This window comes from Phycisphaeraceae bacterium, from assembly GCA_015709595.1.
Lineage (GTDB): Bacteria > Planctomycetota > Phycisphaerae > Phycisphaerales > SM1A02 > CAADGA01.
The window spans coordinates 318536-344622 of sequence record CP054178.1 but is presented as its reverse complement, the minus strand read 5'-3'; the positions used below and the strand labels follow the sequence as shown (position 1 = coordinate 344622).

At 66.1% G+C, this 26087-nt stretch carries 21 protein-coding genes and 1 pseudogene; 13 read left to right on the top strand and 9 right to left on the bottom strand.

Features of this window, described 5'->3' with window-relative positions; translation table 11 throughout:
* Positions 1-9: 9 nt before the first annotated feature.
* The 3 genes from HRU76_01605 to HRU76_01595 are packed head-to-tail and all read left to right on the top strand — an operon-like array spanning position 10 to position 3470.
* Positions 10-1479, top strand: a complete 1470-nt coding sequence (locus tag HRU76_01605) for a DUF3375 domain-containing protein (GenBank protein ID QOJ16363.1) — start codon at positions 10-12, stop codon at positions 1477-1479.
* On the top strand, positions 1472-2092 hold the full coding sequence (locus tag HRU76_01600; GenBank protein QOJ16362.1) for a DUF4194 domain-containing protein: 621 nt from the start codon (positions 1472-1474) through the stop codon (positions 2090-2092). The genes HRU76_01605 and HRU76_01600 overlap by 8 nt, the downstream gene beginning before the upstream one ends.
* The gene (locus HRU76_01595; GenBank protein ID QOJ16361.1) at positions 2085-3470 is read left to right on the top strand and encodes an AAA family ATPase; all 1386 of its coding nucleotides are present in this window, start codon (positions 2085-2087) and stop codon (positions 3468-3470) included. Before HRU76_01600 ends, HRU76_01595 begins: the two co-directional genes overlap by 8 nt.
* A 144-nt stretch (positions 3471-3614) precedes the next feature.
* Here HRU76_01595 and HRU76_01590 read toward each other — a convergent pair whose 3' ends face one another.
* Positions 3615-4130 carry a DUF2924 domain-containing protein gene (locus HRU76_01590; protein QOJ16360.1) on the bottom strand — a complete coding sequence of 172 codons (516 nt, stop codon included), beginning with the start codon at positions 4128-4130 and terminating at the stop codon, positions 3615-3617.
* Between the two features lie 1480 nt (positions 4131-5610).
* Here HRU76_01590 and HRU76_01585 point away from each other — a divergent pair.
* From HRU76_01585 to HRU76_01555, 7 genes are all read left to right on the top strand, one after another.
* Positions 5611-5937, top strand: coding sequence for a hypothetical protein (locus HRU76_01585; protein ID QOJ16359.1), 327 nt, complete (start codon positions 5611-5613; stop codon positions 5935-5937).
* 144 nt (positions 5938-6081) lie between these two features.
* Positions 6082-7455, top strand: coding sequence for an efflux RND transporter periplasmic adaptor subunit (locus tag HRU76_01580; protein ID QOJ16358.1), 1374 nt, complete (start codon positions 6082-6084; stop codon positions 7453-7455).
* A 48-nt stretch (positions 7456-7503) separates the two neighbouring features.
* Positions 7504-10860 (top strand): efflux RND transporter permease subunit, encoded by a 3357-nt coding sequence (locus HRU76_01575; GenBank protein QOJ16357.1) that lies wholly within the window; start codon positions 7504-7506, stop codon positions 10858-10860.
* Positions 10857-12755: a hypothetical protein gene (locus HRU76_01570; protein ID QOJ16356.1), complete on the top strand. Its 1899-nt coding sequence runs from the start codon at positions 10857-10859 to the stop codon at positions 12753-12755. The genes HRU76_01575 and HRU76_01570 overlap by 4 nt, the downstream gene beginning before the upstream one ends.
* 114 nt (positions 12756-12869) lie before the next feature.
* Positions 12870-13673 carry a hypothetical protein gene (locus tag HRU76_01565; GenBank protein QOJ16355.1) on the top strand — a complete coding sequence of 268 codons (804 nt, stop codon included), beginning with the start codon at positions 12870-12872 and terminating at the stop codon, positions 13671-13673.
* A gap of 63 nt (positions 13674-13736) precedes the next feature.
* Positions 13737-15110, top strand: a complete 1374-nt coding sequence (locus tag HRU76_01560) for a TolC family protein (protein ID QOJ16354.1) — start codon at positions 13737-13739, stop codon at positions 15108-15110.
* 145 nt (positions 15111-15255) lie between these two features.
* Positions 15256-15648, top strand: a complete 393-nt coding sequence (locus HRU76_01555) for a heavy-metal-associated domain-containing protein (GenBank protein QOJ16353.1) — start codon at positions 15256-15258, stop codon at positions 15646-15648.
* Here HRU76_01555 and HRU76_01550 read toward each other — a convergent pair.
* Positions 15578-16714 (bottom strand): IS5 family transposase, encoded by a 1137-nt coding sequence (locus HRU76_01550; GenBank protein ID QOJ16352.1) that lies wholly within the window; start codon positions 16712-16714, stop codon positions 15578-15580. The genes HRU76_01555 and HRU76_01550 overlap by 71 nt on opposite strands.
* A gap of 233 nt (positions 16715-16947) precedes the next feature.
* On the opposite strand from HRU76_01550, the gene HRU76_01545 reads away from it, so the two are divergent.
* The 3 genes and pseudogenes from HRU76_01545 (at position 16948) to HRU76_01535 (ending at position 19938) form a co-directional block, all read left to right on the top strand.
* On the top strand, positions 16948-17394 hold the full coding sequence (locus HRU76_01545) for a metal-sensitive transcriptional regulator (GenBank protein ID QOJ16351.1): 447 nt from the start codon (positions 16948-16950) through the stop codon (positions 17392-17394).
* Positions 17395-17517: 123 nt separating this feature from the next.
* Positions 17518-17718, top strand: a pseudogene (locus tag HRU76_01540) (heavy-metal-associated domain-containing protein).
* Between the two features lie 72 nt (positions 17719-17790).
* Positions 17791-19938 (top strand): copper-translocating P-type ATPase, encoded by a 2148-nt coding sequence (locus tag HRU76_01535; protein ID QOJ19055.1) that lies wholly within the window; start codon positions 17791-17793, stop codon positions 19936-19938.
* Here HRU76_01535 and HRU76_01530 read toward each other — a convergent pair.
* Genes HRU76_01530 through HRU76_01500 form a run of 7 tightly spaced genes read right to left on the bottom strand, consistent with a single transcriptional unit; the run spans position 19927 to position 26070 of the window.
* The gene (locus HRU76_01530) at positions 19927-20586 is read right to left on the bottom strand and encodes a hypothetical protein (protein QOJ16350.1); all 660 of its coding nucleotides are present in this window, start codon (positions 20584-20586) and stop codon (positions 19927-19929) included. The genes HRU76_01535 and HRU76_01530 overlap by 12 nt on opposite strands.
* Positions 20587-20600: 14 nt before the next feature.
* Positions 20601-21224 (bottom strand): hypothetical protein, encoded by a 624-nt coding sequence (locus HRU76_01525; GenBank protein QOJ16349.1) that lies wholly within the window; start codon positions 21222-21224, stop codon positions 20601-20603.
* A complete protein-coding gene (locus tag HRU76_01520; protein QOJ16348.1) occupies positions 21221-22699 on the bottom strand; it encodes a hypothetical protein in 1479 nt (492 codons plus the stop codon). The genes HRU76_01525 and HRU76_01520 overlap by 4 nt, the downstream gene beginning before the upstream one ends.
* On the bottom strand, positions 22696-23610 hold the full coding sequence (locus tag HRU76_01515) for a hypothetical protein (GenBank protein ID QOJ16347.1): 915 nt from the start codon (positions 23608-23610) through the stop codon (positions 22696-22698). The genes HRU76_01520 and HRU76_01515 overlap by 4 nt, the downstream gene beginning before the upstream one ends.
* Positions 23603-24193 carry a methyltransferase domain-containing protein gene (locus tag HRU76_01510; GenBank protein ID QOJ16346.1) on the bottom strand — a complete coding sequence of 197 codons (591 nt, stop codon included), beginning with the start codon at positions 24191-24193 and terminating at the stop codon, positions 23603-23605. Before HRU76_01510 ends, HRU76_01515 begins: the two co-directional genes overlap by 8 nt.
* The gene (locus HRU76_01505) at positions 24190-25230 is read right to left on the bottom strand and encodes a hypothetical protein (GenBank protein ID QOJ16345.1); all 1041 of its coding nucleotides are present in this window, start codon (positions 25228-25230) and stop codon (positions 24190-24192) included. Before HRU76_01505 ends, HRU76_01510 begins: the two co-directional genes overlap by 4 nt.
* Positions 25231-25242: 12 nt before the next feature.
* A complete protein-coding gene (locus HRU76_01500; protein ID QOJ16344.1) occupies positions 25243-26070 on the bottom strand; it encodes a hypothetical protein in 828 nt (275 codons plus the stop codon).
* Between the last annotated feature and the right edge of the window lie 17 nt (positions 26071-26087).

Genomic DNA, 26087 nt, shown 5'->3' with positions numbered 1-26087 from the left:
ACAGCCGCCATGCGCCTTGACCAGCTGCTCGCATATTTTGGCACGTCGCCAGCGCTGAGGTTGCTGCGGGCACAACATGCCCCGTTCGTGATTGATTTCCTCCACCGGCAGTTCAAGCTACCAGGTCGCATCTCCCTCCCTTCGTCTGATTTGGTCAGCGCACTGGGCGAGTACCAAGAGTCCGTGCAGGCAGCCCACCCGGACGCGCTGCGAGACAAGCCGGAGCACTACCTGTCCTCCTGGTGCAGTGGGGAAACGCGCTGGCTGCATCGTTCTGTCGAAGGGGGCCGGAACGAGCCGGTGTTTCAGTTGACGCCGCACACAGAAGACGTGTTTCTGTTCCTCGACCGCGCGCTCCAAAAAGACCTGGGGTTCGTCGGCACTGAATCTCGCCTGCGCGTCGTCATCAGCACCCTGGCCGATCTCGTCGCCGGCGCCTCGCACGATCCCGAGGTCCGGTTGGCGCATCTCCGGGAGGAACGCACACGGATCGACAATGAGATCGGACAGATCCTGAAAGATGGCGGGGTCGAGGCGCGATATGAACCCGCAGCGGTGCGAGAGCGGTTTGCCACCGCCGTCGGGCTGCTCAAAGAACTCCTCTCTGATTTCCGCGCCGTTGAAGACCGCTTCAAGGAGATCACCCGCCAGGTACAGCGGCGACAGCTCGATGGAAAGGACTCCCGAGGCGAGATCCTTCAGTTCGCGCTCGACGCGGAGGATGTCCTGAAGCAGGACGACCAGGGCGTGAGCTTCTACGAGTTCGTGCGCTTCATTCTCTCGCCAACCCAACAGGAAAAACTCCGGACGATCATCGCCGAACTGGGGAGGATCGACGAGCTTTCGCAGCAATCCGACGGGCTCGCCACGGTGCGCCGAATGGTGCCGTCGCTGATCGCTGACGCCGAAAAGGTGATGCGGACCAATCAGCGTCTCTCTGCCACGCTGCGGCGACTGCTGGATGTCAGGACCGCGTCGGATCGGCGTCGAGTGACCCAACTGCTCGCGGACATCCGGGGCCTCGGTGCCGCGCTCGCCGATGCTCCGCCCGCGGACATCAGCGCCACAGTGGATGTTGGCGTGCAGATGGCCTTTCCGTTCTCACGGACGTTCTGGAGCCCTCCCACCGAGTTTGCAAAGATGGACCTCTCGGAGGGACATGTTGATGATGCTCGTCGCGTGGAGTTGTTCCGGATGCTTGCCCAACTCCACCGCCTTGACTGGGCGGCGATGCGACAACGCATTCGTGCCCTTACTTCGCGCACGGGCAGAGCCATGACACTTTCCGAGGTGGTGCGAGAGTTTCCACCCGAAGCAGGCATTGTTGAGCTCTTGGGCTACATCCAGATCGCCAAGGATGACGGGCACATCATCAGTCGGGAACGGTCCGAGGACATCCAGGTCGCCGGCACCGTCTCTCGCCGCGTGACCGTCCCGCTGATTGTGTTTCTCCCTCCCCAGGAGACCGCGAATGCCTAACCCGTCTCCATCTCCAATCCCCGAGTTCCGCGAATGGAGCATCGCGGCCGTTCGACTGCTGCAGGGGGTCATCTACGCGGACGAAGACCGGGTGTGGAACATTCTGCTCTCCAGCCGGTCACAGATTGAGACCTTTGTGGCCCGCCTGGGGCTCACGCTCGTCGTCGATGAAGCAGAGGGATACGCATATGTTCGCCAATGGGGAGAGGACGAGTGTCCGAGCGGATACGAGCAGCTCCCGAAGCTTGTCCGTCGCAGCCAGCTCGGGTATGCGCCCACGATGCTCGCCGTGCTGTTTCGGGACGAACTCCGGCGGTTCGAGGAGGACGATCTCCACAACGAACGATGCGTTGTCGAGATCGAGGCCATCTTCGACCAGTGGAAGGCCTTCTTTCCCGCCCAATACGACGAGGTGCGTCATCGCAAGGATTTCAGCGCCGCCCTGCACAAGCTCGATGACCTGGGGTTCGTGCGAAAGTTCGCCGACAATCCCGAAGCGTGGGAGGTCCGCCGCATTCTGAAGGCGAAACTCCCCGCTTCCGAACTCGAAGCCCTGAAACAGCAGCTTGCTGCGGCTGCGGCGGCTCGCACGCAGGGGGATTCTGATGCATGACGCCCCGCGACTGACACCCGGCTATCGGCTCCAAAAGCTCGAGGTCTCCAACTGGGGAACGTTCGATAGCAGCCGTGGTACGGTGCATGTGGTCAGGCCGTGCGGTGCTACCACACTCCTCATCGGCCAGAATGGTTCGGGCAAGTCCACTCTTGTGGACGCCCTGTTGACGCTGTTCGTGCGCCCGGTTGTCCGCAACTACAACGTCGCCGCCGGTGCTCAGAAGACCGAACGCGATGAGCGAACCTACATCAAAGGGGCGTTTGACCGACGGAGCCGCGACGAAGACAACCGAGCGGAGGTGCAGTTTCTCCGACCCGATGGACGGCACTACTCGACCCTGCTGGCGACCTTCAAGAACGATCGCGGCGAGGCCTTCACCGTCGCGCAGGTTCTGTACCTTGGCGGTGACGGGGGTGCCGAGAAGGTCTACGCCTTCGCGCAGGGTGAGAGGTCGATCGCCGAGCACTGCGCCAACCTTGCCACCACCGAACGGGTGCGCCAGCAGATGGAGAAGCGCGGTTTCCGCGCGACCGACAAGTACAACGAGTATCACGGCTGGGTCGCCAAGGTTACGGGCATGCAGCCAAAGGCGATGGATGTGTTCAACCAAACCGTCGCGGTCAAGGACATCCAGAGTCTGAACAAGTTCATCCGCGAGCACATGCTCGAGCCCAAGCCGTGGATGGAGAAGATCGAGACCCTGCAGGCGCACTTCACCCAACTTACCGAAGCCTATCAGAGCCTGGTGCGGGTACGACGGCAGTTCGAGCTGCTCACGCCAATCGCGGCAAAGGGCGCCACCTTCACCGCGCAGTCGGAAGCCTTGCGCCTGGCACAGGCTATGTGCAGTGCCGCAGGTCCATATTTCCGGGCGATGACGATCGAGCTACTCACGCCTGCGGCAGAGTCCTTGACGAAGGAACTCTCGGCGCTGCTCGCCACCCGGGACCGTCTCGATACGGAGTTGCGGGACGCGGCCGACGAAGAGCGGCAATTGAAAAATGAGATCGAGAATGCCGGCGGCGAGAGGCTTCGCCAGATTCCGCTGCTCATCAAGCAGCACGAGACCGAGAGTGCAAGCCGGCGCGAGCGTAGCACCCGGTTCATGTCCGCGCTGGCCACGACGGGGCTTGCCGCCGATGTGACCGATGATGCCTCTTTGCGGTTGCTCCACCAACGACTGCCGGAGTTCATCAAGGGTTTGAGCACTCGCGAAGACGCGCTCCGACGTGAACATCAGGATGTCGTGCTTGATCGCGGCGATGCGCACCGCGAACTCAACGAGAGTAGGCGAGAGCTCGAGGCGCTCGGCACCCGCCATCGTCGTAGCGGTCGGGAACGCAGGTCCATCCTTCGGCCTTCTGGCTGGCGATGAATGCCTCTGCGCTCTCACGCTGTGCGTCGAGGGAGTTGAACTCCTGATCGAGGCCTTCGTCGCTCGACTTGCGGGTGTAGATGGCACACCGGATGCTGGCCTTCGGCTCCGCGGTCCCGGCAGGCTGGTTCCGACGACGGCCGCTCATCGCGTGGCCTCAGCGGACGGCAGCCGGAAGAACCGGAATCCGTTCATGTGGCTGCCGGTGATTCGCTTGGCCACCGCGGTCAGGGTGCGGAAGCGTTCGCCCTCGAACTCGAAGCCTTCGCCGCGAGGGAGGACGACCACCCGGATCGTGCGGCCCTTGTACTCGCGGACGATCGCCGACCCCGCGGGTGGGACGCGGGGGTCGTCATGGTCTTGGCCGCGCGTCCGGCGATGGACCGTTGTGCTCGGCCCCGGCTGGGGTGGAGCGATCATGGACTTCGGGGCCATGACCCGCACCTCGGCGTCGTTCGCGAGCTCCGCGGCGCGGCGTCGCGCCCGCTCGCTCAGGTCGCCCTCGGCGTTGGCCTGGATGCGCCACGCGATCTTCCGGATGAGGTACTGCCGGTGCCGCGTGCGGCACGGGTAGCCGTGGACCTCGGCGAAGCGCTCAACGAGCTCCGTTGTGGTCATGCGCTCTAGCGCGTTGATCTGCCGTTCGATGGTCTCTGGCATGTGTGGCTCCGTTGATGGGTCTCCGTTGCAGGCGGCCCTAACCGCCGGGCCGCGGAGCCACACTGAGGGGCAAGTCGCCCGGAAGTTCAAGGCATGTCCGGCCGCAATCTGCGAGATCGCCGCTGATCCGCGATGTGCGAGCGCGGTTGGCGACGATGCTGCGAACGAGGCCGCGCGCGAGGATGCTGACGACCTCGTCGCGGCGCTCGTCGGCTGTCATGCTCTCGGGATTGCGCGTGGAGTCCGCGGGCATCGGGGTGGCTCCATGGGCGACGCGGGAATCGCTTCGCCACTACGGTTGCCCTATGCCGTGCGCATGCGCGATGCGCGGCGCGATCACCACCGGCGCGCGTTCGAACACCGTTGCCCGCGCTGTCCGCTCCCAACCTCCCCGGTTGTTCGACCTACAGGGAGACCAACCCCGTCATAACCCGTGCACGGGTCTCGGGGAGAGACAGAGAGACTTCGCGCGTAAACGGGCGTTCGGGGCGCTCCGACGTCGCCCGGCTGGTGATGACCACGCCGCGATCAGAGACTCGCCACCGGACTGCCGGCCCCGCGAAACCCTCGCCAGAACGCGAAAACGCCGCCGATCGTCTCGGCGGCGTTTCGTCTGAACTGGCGGGCCGGTCGCGTTTGCAACCGACCTCGGAATAGTGGGCGCGTAGCGGTAACCCGACGCGATAGAGAGACCAACATAGACATAGCGGCGGCGCGACAAGGTCTGGGAGTTCGATCCATCGGATGACCGGCGATCGGGAGGCCGCCGAGACCGGTTTTAAGCGTCTCAGAGGGGGTCTCTGGCCGGGATGTCCCGTCGAGCGATTATGGAGCGCGTAACCGGGAGGTCGCGACACGAACCGATGTACAACACCGCTCCGTCGCGCCGGATTTCCCTCCGGACCGTGAGGCGTGCGGACCGTCTTGCTGCCTGACTTCCAGACGAACGCGGGCACAGCCTGCCCGGCGATTGCATAGAGAGGCTGGAGCGACCCCCGAGCTTCCACCGACCAGATACCTCTGGTCCGGGCGATGAGGCTCTCTGGGCCGAGAGGGTGGATAGCCCGTCTCGAACCGGGCTCACTAGCTCGCGCACGTCGCCGCCAAGATCGAAGTGATGGGCGCGTCTCACCCGGTGCGGTTGTGCGATCGTATGTGGTGAAATGAATGTCCGCATCCAGACACTACCCGAACAGCTTGTCTCGATTCGAGGTGGCGATTTGGACGGATAAGGTCGTTTACGCACGAAAGCGTCAGGGTCCGAACCTGCACCACCGAACTAGACCCCGGGTGTTGACGTACCACTTGGATAGCCGATATACTCCCCCGTAGTATGCTCACTCGCAGCAGCCATTTCCGGACCCTCGTCGCCCTGCTTCTGGCAGTGGTGGTGCCGTTCTGCTGCTGCAACTTCCACTCGTGGGTGAGTGGATGTGCTTCCTGTGTGCCAGCTTCTGCGGTTGATCATCACGGTCAGCCCGTGGCGAACGAGCACGACCACAAGGGATGCCACCACTCGGGCTCAAAGGGCCGTGATTCCGGTGGCGATCACCAGAAGAAACCGGTCTCGCCCGAGGATGACTCCGACCAGCACGACTGTACCTGTGGCCAGAACCAGGCGAAGATGATGGCGGGCGAGAAGCCGACCATCGAGTTGCCGACCACGGTGCTCGTTGCGATTCTCAACTGGGCCACGGTTGCAGGGGCTGCTCCGGAACCTTCCCCCGCCTTCGTGAGCGGAGAGGTTTGGGCCTGTGCCCGACCTCCGACCAGCCTGCTGCGCATGCATTGCGCGCTCATTGTGTAGCAAATCGACTTGAGACCAGCTGTTGTCGAGCACCACTCGGCGAACACATGGTCGCGTTGCGCTCACAGTCCTGTTCGCGTCATGGCGCCGCAGGCGAAACCCCACCAACTTTCGGTTCCCCGTCCTCAAGTTTGGAGATTGCTCATGGTCCGCTCACGCGCGGCCCTGGCAGCGGGCGCACTGGCGCTCGCGACCGCGGCCATCCTGATTCCTGTGTACGCACACGAAGGTCACGGCAAGCCGACGGGCGCGACGTTTGACCCCAATGCTCCTAAGAAGGTCACCGAAGCGACCGCGTTCGCCATCGGGCTCAAGACCGCCGAGGTGGACTTTGGCAACGTCGAGGATGTCGTCCGTCTCACGGGCATGGTCCGCGCCCAGCCCGGGGCGCTTGCGGGTGTCTCAGCCACCTACGCGGGTGTCGTCCGCTCGATCGCGGTGCAACCTGGTGATCGAGTGCGCAAGGGTGATCTCATCGCGGAAGTTGAGTCTCCAGAACTAGCCCGGGCCTTGTTCGAGGTCAGGCGGCTGGAGTCGGAGGCCGAGCGGCTTAACGCTGAGCAAAGGCGGGCGACGTCGCAGGTCGCATCACTCGAGATCGAGGCTCCTGCGTCCGAACAGAGCGCAGCGCTCGCCGAAGCTGAGGTCGATCGGTTGGTGTCCGCCGGCGAGAGCGTTTCGGCGAACCTGCTGGCGCAGCGTCGAGGCGAGGCGATCCGTCTCCGCACCGACGCATCGCTCCGCAAGGTCTCCCTGGAACAGGCAAGGACCGACGCCGATTCGTTGCGTCGTCAAAGAGAGGCCACGCTGGCGTCCGTCGAAGCCCTCCGAGCCACGCTCCCGGCTGGAGCTGGCACCGATGCGGCGGGTGTCATCCGCCTCCTCGCGCCACTGGACGGCGTGGTCGTCAGCCGAGCGGCAGTGATCGGTGAGGGTGTTGGAGCTGGAAGTCCCATTGTGAGCATCGGTGACTTTTCGCGGGTGCAGATCGAAGGAGAACTGCCCGAAGGCCTGCTTTCGCGGGTGGAGGCAGCGTCGAACGCAAAGGTGCGGGTCCGCAGAGGTGTGGCCGCCGCGAGCGAGGTTGTTGCCGAAGGAGTTGTTCGGTTCCTCAGTCCCGTGATCGATGCATCCAAGCGCACCGCGCACGTCATCATCGACGTCGATAACCCGCAGGGTCTGCTGCGACAAGGGCAGATTGTAGATCTGAGCGTGGTGCTTTCGACCAATGACGGCGCAGTCGTAGTGCCCGCGTCGGCGGTCGTGAAGGAAGGCCCGATGCAGTACGTGTTCGTGCGCGAGGGTAAGGGCGAAAACGAGGTCTTCAAGAAACGCGACGTTGCCGTCGGCGTGCGTGATGATCGAGTTATCGAGATTGTCAAGGGTCTCGTGCCTGGCGATGTCGTGGCGGTCGGAGGCGCGTTCAGCCTGTCACAACTCCGCGGATTCGTGCCCGGCGCTCCCGAGCCCGTCGGTGAGCCTGCCAAGTCTGGCGACGGCCACGGCCACTCGCACTGATCACACCATCCACGCTCAACCCCCGGAAGCCAATCGAGGAACCTTTCCGTGCTCAACTGGATCATCCGATCATCCTTGAACAACCGCGTGCTGGTGCTGATCGCCGCGCTTCTCGTCTCCGTTTATGGGATGTACGTGACGCTGCGGACACCCACGGACGTTCTTCCCGACCTCAATCGTCCGGTCGTGACCATCATGACCGAGGCCGCCGGGCTTGCTCCGGAGGAGGTCGAGGCCCAGGTCACGTACAACATTGAAACCGCCGTCAACGGCTCGCCGGGCGTCGAGAGGGTGCGGAGCGTTTCATCGCTTGGGCTCTCGATTGTCTTCGTCGAGTTCCAGTGGGGCACGGATCTCAAGTACAACCGCCAGGTCGTCACCGAGCGGATGGGCACCATCACGGAGAAGCTGCCCCCCGGCATCGTGCCGGTGATGACGCCCGCCACCAGCATCATGGGCGAGATCGCCCTGATCAGTGTTTCCAGCAAAACACTGACGCCCATGGATGTTCGAACGGTCGCGGAGTTCACGCTGCGTCCGGCAATCCTCTCGATCCCCGGCATCGCCCAGGTAACGGCGATGGGTGGCGATCTCAAGCAGTTCCGAGTCCAGGTGGATCCCGACAAGCTCCGTCTGTTTGACCTAACCATCGAGGATGTTGAGAAGGCCCTTGCCGCAGCCAACCAGAACACCGGCGGCGGCTTCGTGGTCAGCGGTTCTCAGGAACTTGTCGTCCGCAACATCGGGCGGGTGCAGACCGCCGACGACATTGCACTGTCCCTCGTCGCCACCAAGCCCGGCGACCATGTCAGCCCGCCGAGGGCGGTGCTGGTGCGCGACGTGGCGACGGTTATCGAGGCCGGGCCCACGATCAAGCGCGGCGACGGGTCGGACAACGGCACCCCCGCGGTCATCATGGCTATTCAGAAGCAGCCGGGGGCGGACACGATCACGCTCACGCAGGCACTCGACCAAACGCTCGAACAGATCCGACCCACGCTCCCCAAGGGCATCGAGATCAACGCTGATGTGTTCCGTCAGGAGCACTTCATCAAGTCATCGATCGGCAACGTCTTTGAAGCACTTCGAGACGGCGCGATTCTGGTCGTCATCGTCCTGATCCTCTTCCTCATGAACGTGCGGACGACGATCGTCACGCTCACGGCGCTGCCGCTCTCGATCATCACGACCTTCCTGGTCTTCCACTGGCTGGACCTGAGCGTGAACACCATGACGTTGGGCGGCCTGGCGGTCGCCATCGGCGAGCTCGTGGACGATGCGGTGGTCGACGTGGAAAACGTCTACCGCCGCCTGGGTGAGAACCGTCGTTCAGCAGCACCCCGGCCGATCGCGCAGGTGGTCTTTGAGGCCTCCAGCGAGATCCGCAACCCGATCATCCTGGGAACGGTCATCGTCAACCTCGTGTTCCTGCCCACGTTCTTTCTGCCGGGCATCGAAGGGCGTCTCTTCGCCCCGCTGGCCACCGCGTACATCGTGAGCATCTTCGCGTCGCTGCTGGTGGCGCTCACGGTCACGCCCGTGCTGGCGTACTACCTGCTCCCGGGCATCAAGCGCATGGAGCACGGCAAGGATGGGGCATTGCTGCGGGCCTGCAAGTGGCTGGCGCTCAAGTCCTACTCCATCTCGATGCCACGCCCGGTCGCGGTGCTGGGGACGCTCGGAGCTTTAGTCGCGGTGGCATTGTTCGTCGTCACGCGCCTGGGCTCGGAGTTCCTGCCGCCCTTCAACGAGGGCACGGCCGTCGTCTCGTTCTTTGGCCAGCCGGGCGTTTCGCTGGACGAGTCCAACAAACTCGGCACCAAGGCCGAGGAGATGATCCTTTCGATCCCGCAGGTCAAGAGCACGGCACGTCGCACAGGCCGCGCAGAGCAGGATGAGCACGCGCTGGGCGTCAACGCCAGCGAGATTGAGGTCGATTTCTGGACAAGGGAGGAGGCGAAGGACCCAGACAAGCACACCACACCCGCGGGCAGGAAACCACCCCCGGTCGAGGACATCCTGCCGCGCGAACGGGTCTTCTCGATGATCGAGGAGAAGCTGGAGGCCTTCCCCGGTGTCGCCACTGGCATCGGTCAGCCCATCAGCCACCGCATCGAGCACTTGCTCTCGGGCGTCCGCGCCCAGGTCGCCATCAAGATCTTCGGCGACGACCTGGGCACGCTCCGCACGCTCGCGGAGCAGACCAAAGCCGCGATGGATGGCATCCCTGGCGTCGCAGACTTGCAGGTCGAGCAGCAGGTGCTGATCCCGCAGCTTCACATCAGCGTCAACCGCGAGGCGGCGGCCCGCGTCGGCTTCACGCCCGCGACGCTCACCGACGCAATGGAGACGGCCACCAAGGGGAAGGTTGTCGGCCAGGTGCTCGACGGCTTGAAGGTGTTCGATATCACGTTAACGCTGGACGATCACCATCGCACAGATCCGACCGCGCTCGGCCTCGTGCGGCTGGTGTCCCCGACGGGGGCGATCGTGCTCGTGCAAGACGTCGCCGAGATCGTCGAAAAGCTCGGCCCCAACGAGGTGCAGCGCGAGAGCCTGCGCCGCCGCATCGTCGTGTCCGCCAACGTCCGGGGTCGCGACCTGGGCTCGACGGTCGAGGAGATCAAGAAGTCGGTGGCGATGGATGTCCAACTTCCTCAGGGCTACACGATCCAGTACGGCGGCCTGTACGAGGCCCAGCAGGAATCGACCCGCCTGCTGCTGGCACTTGGCGCGGGCTCGCTTATCGCGATCTTCGTCATTCTTTTCACGCACTACCGCTCGGGCATGGTCGCCATCCAGATCATGCTCAACGTGCCGTTCGCGTTCCTGGGGAGCGTCGCAGCGCTCGCCATCACCGGCGAGCCCTTCAGCGTGGCTTCACTGGTGGGCTTCATCAGCCTCACCGGCATTGCCACCCGCAACGGCGTGCTGATGGTCAGCCACTACATCCACCTCATGACCGAGGAGCGCCGCCCGTGGAGCAAAGAACTCATCATCCAGGGCAGCCAGGAACGCGTGGCCCCGGTACTGATGACCGCCGTGACAGCGGGGCTGGGCCTCATCCCGCTGGTCTTGAGCAAGGGCGAGCCGGGCAAGGAGATCCTGTACCCGGTCGCGGTCGTCATCCTGGGCGGGCTCATCACCAGCACGCTGCTGGACTTCTTCGTCACCCCAGCCGTCTTCTACCGCTTCGGCAAGGCCGCCGCCGAGCGGCTGGCACGGGAACACGCCGCGAAGCACGGCCAGAGCCCGCCGAGCCAACCCGTGCCGACCACGACCGAAAGCCATTCGACACCCACCGTCGCCACACCAGCAGGGGCGAGCGATCGTGGCAACGCGTCCGCCTCTGCATCATTCGAACCCGGCCGCTCGGCGGCCTCAGATCAAGGAGCCCAGGCATGAATCGTTCACGTCTTCCAGTCCTGTCGTTGATCCTCGCATCCGGCCTCGCACTCGCCACCGCGCCGAGTGCTCTCGCCCAGCACAGCCACGGCGACGACAAGCCGGGCGCAGGGGGGCAGCCCGGCCACAAGGACGACGGCCACGCGCACGGCGAAGTCGCCAAGGCTGGGTCGTTCGCCGATGCGGCGCAACGCATCGCCGCGGATGTGAAGGCGATGGACGCGGCGCTCGCGGGTGGGTCCATCGCGGGCGTCTCGGACAAGGCCAACGCCGTCGCCACGCTCGCCAAGACGCTCGGGGCACTCGCGCTCGCCAAGGAGAGCGGCGTACCGCGCGAGAGGGTGAAAGACATCAACCTCGCCAGCAAGGAACTCGCCGAGGCGGCGGACAACCTCCACAACATCGCCGACGCGGGCGATGTCGCCAAGAGCAAGGCGGCGTTCGCGCCCGTGAAGGCGGCGGCGGCCAAGGTCGCTGCGCTCGCGCCCGCGATGGCGGACGGGCACGACCACGGCCACGGCGCCGAGGCGGCCCCGGTCACGCACACGGTCACGGTTGCGGCCGAAGATGACAAAGCGATCGAGGCGGGCAAGGCCGCGCCGATGGTCTTTACCCTCAAGGACGCGAAGGGGACACCCGTCAAAGACCTCGACACCGTTCACGAGAAGGTGCTGCACCTGCTGGTGGTGAGCAAGGATCTCTCGTGGTTCGCGCACGAGCATCCCGCGCGGCACGCCGATGGCTCGTTCACCATCCCCATCACCTTCCCGGCGGGTGGCGAGTACACGCTCTACTTCGACTTCACGCCCAAAGGTTCGCCGCAGCAGGTGGTGCCGGTGAAGGTGACCGCGAGCGGAACGCCCATGGCCGCCGTTGCGCTGATGGTCGATGCGGACAAGCCCAAGACCATCGACGGCTTCACCGTCGCGCTCGACACGGAGGGGACCATCAAGGCCGGTGGCAAGGCGCACATGTCGTTTACCATCACCAAGGGCGGCAAGCCCGTCACAACGCTCCGACCGTACCTGGGTGCGATGGGGCATCTGGTCATCATCAGCCAGGACGGCACGCAGTTCGTCCACGCGCATCCGCACGAGGGTGACGAGCACGGGGCGGGCGGGCACGATGACCACGGGGGACATGGCGCAGAGACGACGAAGAACGAGCACGCGGGCCACGGCGGCGTTGCCTCCAAGACGGCACCCCAGACCGGCGGGCCCAAGGTGGACTTCGAAGCCCACTTCAAGGAGCCTGGAATCTACAAAGCATGGGGCCAGTTCAACGTGGGCACTGCTGAGAAGGAGCAGGTCTTGACGGTGCCCTTCACGTTCGCGGTGGAGAAGGGGCCGGTGAGCGCCGCCCCGGCCAACACCGTCTGCCCTATTACCGCCGACGCGGCCGACGCCATGATCACCCGCGACTTCAAGGGCCAGGCCGTCGCATTCCACGATGCGGCCTCCGCCGCGAAGTGGGACGCGATGAGCGACACCGACAGGATGGGCAAGTTCGTCGCGGCGATCGCGGCCTCTTCGGCCAAGGGTGGACATGGTGGCGACGGAGGGGGGGACGCCATGCCCGCGGGCGTAGACGCCGACGAAGAGCGAGCGCTCTACCTCACGCCGGGTGGCATCTACACCGAGGCCGACATCAAGGCCAACGGCTCGGTGACTGCGGGCGAGAAGTACAAGGGCAAGATGGCCAAGCACGACATGAAGCCCAAGGCCGGCGACAAGATCTGCCCGATCACGATGACCAAGGCGAACCCCAAGTTCACATGGATCATCGGTGGCAAGACCTACGAGTTCTGCTGCCCGCCGTGCATCGACGAGTACGTGCTGCTCGCCAAGACCTCGCCCAAAGAGGTCCTTGATCCCAGCGAGTACATCAAGAAGTGATCGTCGCCGCCGCGCTGGGCGAGAGCCAGCGCGGTGGCATCCCGTCTGCCCAGACCGCTGGGCCGCTCATCGGTCGTTCAACAGTCCTAATCCAAGTTTCCCGGAGTCAAACCCATGAAGAAGGCCCCCATCGTGTTCACCCGTTCACTCGCCGCGCTCGTGCTCGGCGGTGGAATCATCAGCGCTGCCGCCTGGGCGGCGCAGCCCCAGCCGCCAGCCGCGCCCACGCAACCCGCCGCATCAGCACCGGCCCAGCCCGCGCCCAAACCCGTCAACAAACTCTGCCCGATCATGGAGAACGAGGTGGATGCCGACTCGCCGACGCGCCAGTTCAAGGGCGTCACCATCGGCTTCTGCTGCCCAGGCTGCGACCGCAAGTGGGACCGCAAGTCCGACGAGGCGAAGATGGCGCTCCTGACCAAGGTATCTCCTGAAGCCGTTTCGGCAATCAACGCGGCGAGCAACCCGGCACTGAAGATCGCCCGTGATTACCTCGCCGCGTGCGGCACGGCGGATGCGACGGCTCTCAACGCCCTCTTCCTTGACAAAGGCCGCGCGACCGTGAGTGAGAACGCGGGCGACGAGGGGACGTGGGAGACCTACCGGGATCACCACCTCCTGCCCGAGCTCAAGGAGATGCCCGGCTTCGTGATGACCGTGACCAAAGAAGACGTGCAGACCTTTGGCTCGACCTCGATCGTCCGGCAGATCGGCTCGTTCACGGCGCCCGACCCCAACCACCCCGATGCGCCGCGGAACTTCCTCGCTGCCGCGACCTACGTCGTGGTGGACGACAGCGGCACGCCCCGGATCGCGCACCTTCACTGGTCGAGCCGGGCGGAAAAGAAACCCGCCGCCGACGCCAACACGAAGCCCGAGATCGGGCACGGCGCGAGCGGCGGCCACGAGCACAAGTAATCGCACCCACCGTCCCGCCCCGCGGACGCGGCGCGGGCCGATTCCCGCTTGGAGACCTTCCGCATGATGCGCCAGCCGACTCGTCAGCGTTCCCTCTTCTCCTGCACGCCCGCGACGTTTGCCCTCGCGCTTGCACTGATCGCGGGCGGGTGCGCCTCGCTGGACCCCACGCCGGATATCGGCCGTGCCGCTTCGACCATCGGCGATCGCTCCGGCGTGACGCCGGTGTGGTCGCAGCCGTGGGAAGCGGCCTTGACGACGTGGGATGGGCGCTCGCCACTGACGCGGGAAGCGGCGCTCGTGATGGCTCTCCGTAACAACCGCGAGATCCGCTCGCAGGTCGAGCAGATCGCCGCGTCGCGGGCGGACTTGGTTCAGGCGGGTCTGCTTCCGAATCCGGTGCTCGGACTGACGCTGCGGTTCCCGGTCGATCCCGTGAGCGGGGGTACGTTTTTTGGTGCCTCGGTGGTGCAGTCGTTCACGGCGTTGTGGCTCCGAGACGGTAAGGTCAAGGCCGCCGATGCCCGGCTCAACCAGACCGTGCTTGATGTCTCCGATAAGGCGCTGCGACTGGTCGCGGACGTGAAGGCCACGCACGCACGCATCGCCTTCGGCGAGAGAGCACTCGCCCTCTCCGATGAGAATCTCACGACCATCCGCAGGAGCATCGAATCCCTTGACACCCGCGTACGCGGCGGTGAGGGGACGACGCTGGATGTCAACCGCGCCCGGCAGCAACTTGCCAAAGCCGAGGCGGAACGTGCGCTCGTCGCCCGCGACCTGGCGAAGGAACGCCGCATCATGCTCGAGTTCATCGGCTTCGCGGCCGAGAGCGCGGAGTGGTCCGTTGATGCAGCGGGTTCGATGCCGCTCGCCACCCCCATCGACGAGTCGGGCGCTGTCGCCCTCGCGCTCTCGCAGCGGCTGGACGTCGCGGCGGCCCGGTCGGTCGTGACGGCGCAACAAGCCGACCTCTCCACCGAAGAGAAGAGCCGCCTGCGGGACTTCGGGCTTGGGGCCGACTTCGAGCGCGAGGCCGACGGCAGCAAGTCCCTCGGGCCTGTCCTTGACGTCGGCATCCCGATCTTCGACACCAACGCCGCCCAGATCGCCAAAGCCGGGTCGCTCGCCCGCGTTGCCCTTGCTTCCTATGAAGCCGCTTCGCAGCGGGCCATACGCGAGGCCCGTGTTGCGTGGGTTGATCTCGACAGCGCCTCGAGACTGGTTGAGGAATACCGCTCGACTGTGCTGACAATCTCGGAACGGAACCTGGCCCTTGCCGAGGCCGCGCTCAAGGCAGGCCAGGCCGACGTGACTGTGCTCCTCGATGCGCAGCGCGAACTGATTGAGGCACGCCGGACGCTGCTGGACCTGGAACGCGACGCGCTGCTCGCCGCGATCGAACTGGAGCGGGCGGCGGGCGGCAGCGTGCGATGAAGAAATGTGTTCGGTCTATGGAAGGATATCTCTGGAGGGCGATGGTGCCGCTGAAGGGTTGCGCCTTTCTGAAACCGAGTGTGAACCCACGCATCAAACTAGACGTACATACTGGGGGGGAGTATACTTTGAAAGGAAGTCAGCCATGACGAAGACCACAACGAATCCTCCTTCCACCACCGCCGACCCGGGCTCGTTCACGCTCACTATCGACGGAATGACCTGCGGGCACTGCGTTCGGGCCGTCACCAAGGCACTGGCTGCCGTGCCGGGCGTGGGCGTCCGGTCGGTCGCAGTGGGTCGCGCCGAGATCACCGCACCCGATGGGCTGACCGTGGCCCAGGCCGTCAACGCGTTGGGCGAGGCCGGCTACGCGGCTAACAGGCTGTTGAACAACCGTCCATCACGGCACACTGAGTCTACCTCGGAACTCGCGTTGTCTCTGGGCTGTGCGATCATTCGGCCCTTCACGCGGCCGTCAGGGTTCTCATCCGCACGAGGTTGTACGCCGCGGCGGCCAGTTCGAAGCACTGCGTGATCTTCTCTCGCCCCACGTGCCTGGCCCGCCTCAGCCCCGCCACCGTCTTGACCCACCCGAAGAACTCCTCGACGAGCTTTCGTCGTCGCTGGCTGGTCCTGAACCCGGCTCTCCTTTGCTCCTGCCGCACGAACCACCGGGCCCACGTGCCCTGATCGGAACGCTCGCTCATCGGATCGATCCGTCCCGACTTGATCGCGATGTGCGGCTCGATCCAGCGCTTCTCCAGCTCCACCAGGAACGGCCCCGCGTCGTACCCCTTGTCCGCCCCCAGCGTCCACGGCCGCACGCCGTGCCCGCGTTCGGCGTGATCGAGCATCCGCAGCGCGCTGGCCCGTTCCGCCGTTCCGTTGGCCTCCTCCACACGCACCGCCACGATCAGCCCGTGCCGGTTCTCGGAGAGGGCGTGGGCCGAGTGGCACAGGAACGCCCCCACGCCGTCCCCCTTCTTGTACAGCCGCGCTTCGGGATCGGTCGTGCTCCGGTGCGTGGCGTTGGCCCGCTTCTCCCCCTTGAAGTCCACGGATGCGTTGCGACCCCCGGAGGGTGGATCGTCATCCTTGCGGCGTTCCTCCCGCTCGATCCTCTTGAGGCTCTTGAGCGAGGCGTGGCTCTGGATCAGCGTCCCATCCACCGTGAAGTGCTCATCGCTGGTCAATCCCAGCGCCAGGGCCTGCTTCACCACCGTGTCGAAGAACTTCGGCGTGATCCCGTGCTCGGCCAGGCGTTCCCGGTTGTGGCTGAACACCGCGTGGTCGAAGACCTCGTCGGAGGGCCGCAGGTCCAGGAACCACCGGAAGAGCAGGTCGGTCTTGAGCCGCCGGCACAGCTCCCGCTCGGACCGGACCGTGTACAGGCACTGCAGGAGCAGGGCCTTGAGCAGCGTCTCCGGGGGCACACCCGGCCGGCCCGTGTCGCTGTACGCCGCGTTGAACGTCCGGCTCATGTCCGAGAGCGCCCGATCGACCATCCGCTTGATCGCCCGCAACGGATGATCCGGCTCGATCAGATCCTCGACGTTGAAGGTGTGGAAGATCGGAACCTGACGCTCGGGTGTGCCTCTCATGCACACCATCTTCGCACATCCACCCTCACCGGTTGCGCGATTCGGCGCGTGTTTGGGGGGTTCTTCAACAGCCTGCTAAGGCGAGCGCGGCGTCTACGGGCGGCTCTGCTCAAGCGGCCCCCGGGGCCTCATGCTGCGGCGGAGCGAAGCAGAATGCCGTCCGGGGCGGATGCTGCGGCTGAGATCTGCGTGTGTAGCGGCGAGCGATGTTGGCAACGAAGAGGTCATCACCCATGAAGAAGCAGCGTTTAACGAGCAATGGACAAGCGGGCACCGTCGGGAGCGTAAACAGCGCAGGCCACACATCAGCGGATGGCGCGGCCGGTGCAGCGTGCTGCGGGTGCGGTGCTGCGGGAGGGGTGGAAGCCGCGAGTGATGGCGTCGGTCCGGGCGCGCACGCGGCCGGTGTGGACGCGGGGCTCAAGGCGGCGAACCTGAAACACCTCAAGCGGATCGAGGGGCAAGTGCGCGGGATTGCCGCGATGATCGAGGAGGATCGCTACTGCGCCGACATCATCCAGCAGTGTGCGGCCGTGCAGGAATCGCTGCGAGCTGTCGCGAAAAACTTGCTGCGGAACCACCTCGGGCATTGCGCCAGCCGCGCCATGCACGGAGATAAGGAACAGCAGACTGCGATGGTCGAAGAACTGATCGAGCTGGTCGGAAGGATTGCACGCTAAGTGCCACTCCGCGCCACGCTATAACACACAGAGGCCCAAGCCATGAACGCCACGAACGTCGGCGATAACCGTGCCTCCTTGCACGGCAGTGATATCTCGCAATCGCACCCTACTCAGACCGCCATGGAACGCTGCGATCTGCCCATCGAGGGCATGACGTGCGCCTCCTGCGCCATGCGCATCGAGAAGCGTCTGGCCAAGCAACCCGGCGTTGCCACCGCGAGCGTCAACTTCGCTACCAAGGTGGCAACGGTCAAGTTCGACCCAGCGGCGACCCACCCGGAGGCCCTGGCGAAGGCGGTGGACGACATTGGGTACAAGGCGATCATTCCCGCGGCCACATCGTCCAGACCTCAAACACCGCACGGACATCACGGCCACGACCTCGCGACGACGATGCATGAGCATGCGTCGCATGGGTTTCGGTCGCACACCCCAAGTCAGAACGCGTCGAGCCTTGGCGACGACCACTCGGCCCACATGAATGTGGGCGAGACTGAGGCAAAGCGCCTGCTCACCAAGATGATCGTGGGCGCGGCGCTCTCGCTGCCGGTTCTGGTCATCGCAATGTCGCACGGCAAGATCGAGGCGTTCAACGTCGCCTGGATCAACTGGCTCCAGCTTGCGCTGACCACTCCGGTGCTCTTCTGGTGCGGGTGGCAGTTCTTCCGCTCCGCCTGGAAGGGCCTCCGCCACTTCAGCGCGAACATGGACACGCTGGTCGCGATGGGCACGGGCGCAGCCTACGTCTACTCACTGGCGGCAACGATCTGGCCTTCATTCTTCGCGGGGGTCACGGGCGGCGCGGCGGGGGCGGGCGGGGCGGCGCACGGTTTGCACGACGCTGCCGCGGCAGCGGGCGGTGCGCACGCGGTGCCGGTCTACTTTGAGGCTGCGGCGGTCATCATCGTGCTCATCCTTCTGGGCAAGTACTCTGAGGCCCGAGCGACGGGGAGGACCACAGCGGCGATCAAACGCCTGATCGGCCTGCAACCCAAGACCGCCCGAGTGCTGCGGGACGGCGTCGAGGGCGACGTGCCCATCGAGGCCGTGGTGATCGGCGACCGCGTATTGGTACGGCCCGGCGAAAAGATCCCCGTCGACGGCACGGTCGAGAACGGCCGGTCGGCGGTGGATGAATCGATGCTGACCGGCGAGAGCGTGCCCGTCGAGAAGGATGCAGGCGACAGCGTCTTTGGTGCCACGCTGAACACGACTGGCGCGTTGCGGCTCGTCGCGACCAAGGTGGGGGCCGATACCGCACTCCAGCAGATCGTGCGGCTTGTCCAGGAGGCGCAAGGCAGCAAGGCCCCGATCGCCCGCCTGGCCGACAGGATCAGCGGCGTCTTCGTGCCGATCGTGATCGCCATCGCACTTACGACCTTCATCGTGTGGTGGATCGTGTCACCACCGGACTCACGCCTGAGCATGGCCCTGGTCACCGCGGTCTCGGTGCTCATCATCGCCTGCCCGTGCGCCCTTGGTTTGGCCACACCGACGGCGATCATGGTCGGGACCGGTCGCGGGGCCGAGAAGGGCATTCTCATCAAGGGCGGTGAAGCGCTGGAGACCGCGCATAAACTGACCGCGATCGTGCTCGACAAGACCGGCACCATCACCCACGGCAAGCCCACCGTGACCGACGTCATCCCGGCACCCGGTGGAACGCTCGATGAACACGAGTTGCTGCGACTGGCCGCATCGGCCGAGCAGCACAGCGAGCACCCGCTCGCCGCGGCGATTGTGCGCGAGGCAATGGCACGCGGGCTGGCCCTCACCGAGCCGATCGGCTTCCAGGCCCTGGTCGGGCACGGCGTCGAGGCCACTGTGAACGGCCGCGCCGTGCTCGTTGGCAAGGCCGCGCTGCTCGAGCAGCGCGGTATCCAGCCCGCGCTTGCCGAGAAGGCCGCGAGCCTGGCTGCGATGGGGCGCACGCCCATGTTCATCGCCGTGGACGGCCGCGAAGCCGGGATCGTGGCCGTTGCCGACACGGTACGGCCCGAGTCGAAGGAGGCCATCGCCACGATGCACGCGCTGGGCCTCCGCGTGGTCATGATGACCGGCGACAATCAGCGGACGGCCGAAGCGGTCGCTTCGCAGGTCGGTGTGGATCTTGTATTCGCGGAGGTCCTGCCCAAGGACAAGGCGGACAAGGTCAAGGCCCTCCAGGCCGAAGGTCACGTCGTGGGCATGGTCGGCGACGGCATCAACGACGCCCCGGCGCTCGCACAGGCCGATGTCGGCCTCGCGGTCGGAACCGGCACCGATGTCGCGATGGAGTCTGCGGACATCACGCTCATGCGGGGCGACTTGCGGGCCGTACCTCAGGCGATTGCCCTCTCCCATGCGACGATGCGGACCATTCGGCAGAACCTCTTCTGGGCGTTCATCTACAACGTCGTGGGTATCCCCGTCGCCGCAGGCGTGCTCTTCCCGTTCACGGGCTGGTTGCTCTCTCCGATTATCGCGAGCGCCGCGATGGCGTTTAGCAGCGTCAGCGTGGTCCTCAACAGCCTCAGGTTGAGGTCTCGCTCAGCGACGTGATTCGTTTGCGTGCCACATCCCCAGGTAGAGTCGGCGGTTGTCTTCCACCCATGTGCCCGCGAACAGATGTGCGCCCAGGAGGAACCTCGGCGCGTCGGGATTCAACTTCGACTCTCCGACGGTCGGGTGGAAGTACGCCGGCGGGTAGAGTGCCACGTCGTCGTACTGGGTGATCACCCGAGCTAGGAGCCCCGGGCCGGCCTGATCGCCGACGTACCGGCGCTCGAAGAACGACTCTTCGATCATCGCCACCGCGTGCCACATGGCCGGGTGCTTGGCGGGGAATCCCATCGCCGCGTTGGAGACGATGTCGAGTTGCTCGCATGCGGCCCACGCCCGGATCTCGGGCGGGCACATCTCATCGAGCGGACGGATGGGCTTCACGTCGGTGTCGAGGTAGACGCCGCCGAAGCGGGCCAGGAGTTCCAGGCGCAGGATGTCCGAGCGCATCACGCAACCGGGCGTGCCTCCGACGTTGCCGCACGCCGCCCAGGCGTTGCGGTTGAGGATCGGCGGCAGGTTGTCGTCCGTCCACAGCCGCATCTCCCAGTGCGGGTTCATCTCGGCGAAGCGCCGCCGCCAACGCCGCTGGTGCAGGGGCATCTCGCCCTTGCCCAGCCAGATCTGGTGGAGGACCCGCGGGATCATGGTCGAGGCAGTGCTCAAGTTGCAATCTCCGCCGTCTTGCCGATCACGAACCCGAACGCGCCGCCATGGGCCCTGGCGGCCTCCTCGCCCTGCTCGAAGAGTGCCCAATGGAAGGGCACCACGTCGCGGAAGTGCCCGTGGTCGCGGACCACGCGGGTGAGGAACCCCGGCCCGCTCTGGTCCCACACGCCGCGATAGACCAGCACCGAGTGCGGCAGATCGCGGATGGCGTGCCAGAGCATCGGATGGTTCCGCGTCGAGCCGAGCACCGACGGCGAGAGCATGTGCGGCCTGCTCGCGCCATGGCTGGCGATGGTCGAGCAGAGCGCGCCGACCCCGGCGACGAGTTCATCGAGCGGGCGCAGCGGCAGTCGGTCCGGATCGACGAAGACGCCGCCCTCGCGGGCCAGCACTTCGTAGCGGAGCAGGTTCAGCCGTGCGGCCGAGGCTGCGGGCTCGCTGAGCCCGAAGGTCTGCTGCCACTGGTCGTAGTTGAGGATCGGCGGCTTGGTATCCAGCGTGAGCGTCACCACGTCCCACTCGGGGTGCATGGTCTGCCACGCGTGCCGCCAGGCGGTGAGCCGCTGTTTGTCGGGAGTCTCACTGAGGTCCGCCGTATAGATGACCTTCGGAATCACGCCTTTGCCTCCTCTTCAATGCCGCTGCTGAGACCTCCTACGCCGCTCTGCTGCCACTTCGCCAGCGGCACGCCCTCCATGCCGCCCTCGATGAACGACGATGCGCCCTCGCCCAGCGCCACTGACTGCTGGGCGCTCCCGGACCCCGAGCCGGAACCGGGCGGCCCCGAGCCGCTGTCGCTGCCGCTCGATGAGCCCGACGAACTGCCGGAACTCGATCCGGAACTGGACCCCGAGCTCGACATGGACGAGCCGCTGGACTTTCCGCTGCCGGAGCCGCTCCCGCTCGACGACCCGGACCCGGAGCCTGAACTCGACCCCGAACCCGACGACGATCCGGACCCGCTCTGCTGCGTGGCGGGCATGTCGTTGTGAATCCACACGCCGCCCGCCAGGAACACGTTGAGTCCGGGCACATGCACGGCCACGGTTGTCACACGCTCGCCCAAGCGTTCCACCGTCTCAACCAGCTCCTCGCTCAGGTCTTGCCGCACGAGCGCATCGCCGACCTGCACGAACTCCGCCGACGCGAAGCCGATCTCCTCGTTGCGCTTCAGCAGCACAGGGTGCTCGGGCGTGAGGCGCAGGCGGCCGTTGATGGTGACGAACCCGTCGTGCGCGCCGAGCTTCACGCTGCCGACGGTGCCGGTGACGGGCGTGAGCGCCGCCTCCGCCCACGGACGGAGCCACTGGTACTGGGCTCGCCACGGCACGTCGCGGTCCAGGCCCGCCACATCGAGTGCCGCGACGCGGTCGCCCGGCTGGAGCGCCTCGACCGGCTTGATCGAACCGTCCGCCAGCACAACGGGCGTGCCCGCGAGCACGCAGTTGGAACCGGGGCCGGAGCCACCGGGTCCGCTCCCACCCGGGCCAGAACCACCCGGCCCCGAGCCGCCAGGCCCGGACCCGCCTGGACCCGACCCACCGGGGCCGCTGCCGCCGCCACTCGATCCACCGCCACCCGACGACCCGCCACCGGACGAACCGCCGCCCGATGAACCACCGGACGACCCGCCCGACGACATGCCCGACGACGCCCCCGAACTCGCACCCGAGGACATGCCACTCGACGCGCCCGAGGAACTCCCGCCGCCGGAACTGCTCATGCCCGATGAGCCCGTGCTCGACGGGGTCTGCGAACTCGTCGGCGTCTGCGACGAGTCGGTCGTCATCCCGCTGGATGACATCGCCCCGCTGCTCGACGGCGTGTGCGTCGTCCCCGGCGTGTTGCTCGTGAACGCGCCGGTGGTGTAGAACGTGAGCGTGGGCGTGCCGCCCGGCCCGGTCGTGTAGATTACGTCGCCGGTCGTCGAGTAGCTCGACGGCATGCTCGGCGTGCTGGTCGGGGTCGAGTACGTGCTCTCCGGGGTCGAGCCTGACGGCGTCGAGTAGTTGCTCGACCCGCCGCCCTGGGGAGCGCGGCCCGTCGCCCAGACGGGGATGTAGAGGTAGTACCGCGTGGGGCCGTCGCTCATCGTGCGGCCTCCTGCTGCGGGGCGCTCGCCTTGGGATTTGGCTCGTACCACCCGTCGGTGCGGATGGGCTTGCCGCACTCGGAAGCGGCTGCCTTCACCGCGTCCTCAAAGGCCATCTTCTCGAAAACCTCGAGGGCGCTTCCGGGCGAGCAATTGACCACGCGGAAGCGGTTCTTCTCGAAGTGGGGCTTCAGCGCCTCGAACCGTCTGGCCAGCGAGTCATACAGCACGTTGTTGTGCCGGATCGCGTTGGCCGCGCGGTGCTCGTCGAAGGCGTACTTGCGCTCGGCATCCATCTTGAAGTCGCAGCCGAGCAGATACACCGTCGAGAAGCCGAGGTAGTGGAGCAGCCGCAGGGCGACGAGCATGACCGAGCGCTTGCCGGTGATGCCCAGCGAGTCGGGGTTCTTCGCGTCGTTGCCCCATGAGACCGTGTCCCCTGTGAGGAATCGCTCGTGGTCGAAGTGGTCGCTGCGGCGGAAGAACAGCACGCCGGGCATCTGGTGGACCTTGAAGGCGCTGTTGCGGAGCGTGCCGTCTGGGTTCATCACCTTCAGCCGCTTGTCCCACATGCAGGTCGGCACGAACTTCAGGATGCCCGGGTCCTTCCAGCCCACATCGATGAAGCGCCCGGGGTCATCAACGCAGGTCCAGAGCGTGGGCCGCCGCACCGACCAGGCGTTGTTGACGGCCATCGTGACGATGCCGCGGGCATCCAGCAGCGACAGGTCGATCTGCTTGAGCGACGGCCCGGAGAGCATGAGGAACGCGGTCCGGCCCCGGTAGAACCCGCTCAGGGACACCGACTCGAACGTCGGCGGGGCGGTGTAGAGGCGCAGGCCATCCCGGGCGGGCTTGCGCGCCTTGAGCCCAGCCTGCAATGCCGCGATGTCGGACTGGTTCTCACGCACCGCAGCACCCCCCATCACTCTTGAACCGCCCGACGATGTAGCGGGACCCCGCCTGGGGCCTGCCAGCGACGCCGACGCGGGCGATGCGCTCTAGCCACCAGTCCAGCGGCCGCACCGTCGGGTGCAGACCTTCGCCGGCGACGGTGGTCGTGCTCGGCCGCGTGCAGATCGAGAAGATGAACCGCCCGCGCGGCACCGCGACGCGGCGCATCTCCGCGAGCGTGAGATCCACGTCCTCGGGCAGGAGGTGCTCGAGGGCGTCGAAGCTCGTCACCACGTCGGCGATGCCCGCCTGCAGGGCGGTCGCGTGCATGGGGCGCACGAGGTCCGCCTCGTGGAACGCGAAGTCGACGCCCAGTCCGTCGATGCCAAGACGCCGCAGCTCGCGCACAAGGTCGTTGCGGCCGCAGCCGAAGTCCACCACGAACCTCGGCTTGCACTCCTGGATGAGCGGGATCGCCGCCCGGCCGTGGTTGGACGAGCCGTACGTGGAGCCGGGCTTGTTCGCCAGTGCCAGGTACTTGGTCCGCTCCTTGGCACGCTTGGCATCGAGCGGCGTTGGGGTGGTCGGAGTGGTTGTCATTCGGCACCTCCGATGTAGAGGTTGAACTTGCGGTCCTCGTCGGCGGGGTCGGCGATCTCGATCAGGCTCATGGCCTCGAAGACCCACACGGGCTTGCCCCGGCTGTTGCGCTCACAGGTCATCTGCACGCACACGCCTTCGGGGATCGGCACGAGCTTGGGCTTAAGCGACCGCGCGGGCGGGCACTTGGGCAGCACGCCCGGGAGCTCGCACACCGGGCCCAGCCCGAGCAGGCCGCCGAACCCGGAGCCGGGCTCGGAGTCGTTCATGTGGTGGGCCTCGAAGCGGTTGATCGCCAGGCGCGTAGGGTCCTCGCCGCCGCTGGGGGCCTGCGAGGTCAGGCCGTTCTCGACCGGCACGTAGCGCAGGTAGTCCGGACTTCCCGGGTTACCGTCAATCTGAGCCTCGACCCACGGGTAGCGCCAGCGGTTGCGCTCGGTGGGGATCGGCTGGGCCGCGCCGAGGATCGCGGTGATGCGTCCGGGCGAGGGGCGGCCGAGTTCGATCACCGCCCACTTCTCGCCGGTGCCATCCTCCTTCCACAGGATCGGGATGCCGCTCATGGGCGTGCTCGCCAGGACCGTCTCGTCGGCCGCGAGTTCGCAGGTGGTGTCGGTTTCGTTGGTGATGTAGACCCGCGCGGTCGTCACGCCGGTGAGCACGCAGGGACCGAGGGCGTTGGGCTTGATCGGCTGGAGCGCCACCGCGAAGGCGAGCGTGTCGGACTCTTCAGTGGCGACGTCACCCGTCAGAGGCGTGCGGCTGTGGAAGGTCCGCTCCTGGTCGTCCTCACCGGGCTCGACAAGCACTCCGGTGATGGCCAGCGCGTGGTGCGGCTCGATCAGTTCGTCCGAGTCGTTGCGGACCAGCACCACGCCGATGCCACGCTGCGCGGATTCGACGAGCGGCCCCGCGACGGCTTGGCCGCGCCCCTGACGCGCACGCAGATCGACCGCCGCATCGACGAACGCGTTGTACGCGCCCGCGGGGATGCGGAGCGGCTGGCCGGAGCGGACTTTGCGGAGGTCGTCGGGCATGATGTGTGGGGGTCAGATTCCCAGTGCTCCAAAGTTGGCCTGGTCGTACACGCGCTCGACGTACGCGGCGATGGGTTTCTTGATGATCGCGCCCGAGCCCGAGTCCTCCGCGTCGGCGTAGCGGACCCACAGGTACTCCCACCCCTTCTTGTTGATCCCGGTCACCGGGCCGACGGTCAGGTTGGTCTGGTTGGGGCTCGCGGCGAAGCGGAACGTGATCTCCCAGTCGTCGTCGGGACCATCGCCTCGCTTGGACCCCGTCGCACCAAGAAAGAGCACCTCGCCGGCCGCGAAGCCGCGGAACGAGCCCGCGTTGGTCTTGCCCGTGCAGGAGAAGATCGCGCCCTTGTACGACGCGGTGACCTGCGCATCGGTGAAGTAGTGCGTCTCGGAGAATTGGTAGACCGGGACGGTGATGTCGACGCCCTCGACGCCGTCGGAGGTGACGCCGATCGCGCCGCCGAAGTCCGGCGCGGTGGTGCCTGGCGCGGGGCGGCGCTGCATGGTCTGCAGGCTCTGGGTGATGTGCTGCGTGCCGCCGCCGGTCTCGAACGTGAACGAGGACTCGCTCGGGGTGATCGTGCCGGTGGAGGCGTTCTGGCTGTAGCGGACGGTGACATCCCACAGCTGTGGGCCGATGGGCTCGATCTGGATGGTCTGGCGCGGGAGTGTGTCGTAGGTCGCGGGAGAGGCCGCTTGCGCTGCGGTGCGGGCCGCGAGGTCGTCGGCGGTGCCGCGCACGATGTAGCCGAGCTCCGCAGACGACTGCGATGCTTGGTTCGCCTTGGTGGAGCGGCGGCTCTCGAACTTCTCAAACACCTCGACCGGCACGAACGACAACCTCCTCTCGTGGGTAG

Bases quoted from the DNA above. Each gene is read 5' to 3' on its own strand.
- HRU76_01605 (QOJ16363.1), top strand. From the start codon at position 10: ATGCGCCTTGACCAGCTGCTCGCATATTTTGGCACGTCGCCAGCGCTG.
- HRU76_01600 (QOJ16362.1), top strand. From the start codon at position 1,472: ATGCCTAACCCGTCTCCATCTCCAATCCCCGAGTTCCGCGAATGGAGC.
- HRU76_01595 (QOJ16361.1), top strand. From the start codon at position 2,085: ATGCATGACGCCCCGCGACTGACACCCGGCTATCGGCTCCAAAAGCTC.
- HRU76_01590 (QOJ16360.1), bottom strand. From the start codon at position 4,130: ATGCCAGAGACCATCGAACGGCAGATCAACGCGCTAGAGCGCATGACC.
- HRU76_01580 (QOJ16358.1), top strand. From the start codon at position 6,082: ATGGTCCGCTCACGCGCGGCCCTGGCAGCGGGCGCACTGGCGCTCGCG.
- HRU76_01570 (QOJ16356.1), top strand. From the start codon at position 10,857: ATGAATCGTTCACGTCTTCCAGTCCTGTCGTTGATCCTCGCATCCGGC.
- HRU76_01565 (QOJ16355.1), top strand. From the start codon at position 12,870: ATGAAGAAGGCCCCCATCGTGTTCACCCGTTCACTCGCCGCGCTCGTG.
- HRU76_01560 (QOJ16354.1), top strand. From the start codon at position 13,737: ATGATGCGCCAGCCGACTCGTCAGCGTTCCCTCTTCTCCTGCACGCCC.
- HRU76_01555 (QOJ16353.1), top strand. From the start codon at position 15,256: ATGACGAAGACCACAACGAATCCTCCTTCCACCACCGCCGACCCGGGC.
- HRU76_01550 (QOJ16352.1), bottom strand. From the start codon at position 16,714: ATGAGAGGCACACCCGAGCGTCAGGTTCCGATCTTCCACACCTTCAAC.
- HRU76_01545 (QOJ16351.1), top strand. From the start codon at position 16,948: ATGAAGAAGCAGCGTTTAACGAGCAATGGACAAGCGGGCACCGTCGGG.
- HRU76_01535 (QOJ19055.1), top strand. From the start codon at position 17,791: ATGCATGAGCATGCGTCGCATGGGTTTCGGTCGCACACCCCAAGTCAG.
- HRU76_01530 (QOJ16350.1), bottom strand. From the start codon at position 20,586: ATGATCCCGCGGGTCCTCCACCAGATCTGGCTGGGCAAGGGCGAGATG.
- HRU76_01520 (QOJ16348.1), bottom strand. From the start codon at position 22,699: ATGAGCGACGGCCCCACGCGGTACTACCTCTACATCCCCGTCTGGGCG.
- HRU76_01510 (QOJ16346.1), bottom strand. From the start codon at position 24,193: ATGACAACCACTCCGACCACCCCAACGCCGCTCGATGCCAAGCGTGCC.
- HRU76_01505 (QOJ16345.1), bottom strand. From the start codon at position 25,230: ATGCCCGACGACCTCCGCAAAGTCCGCTCCGGCCAGCCGCTCCGCATC.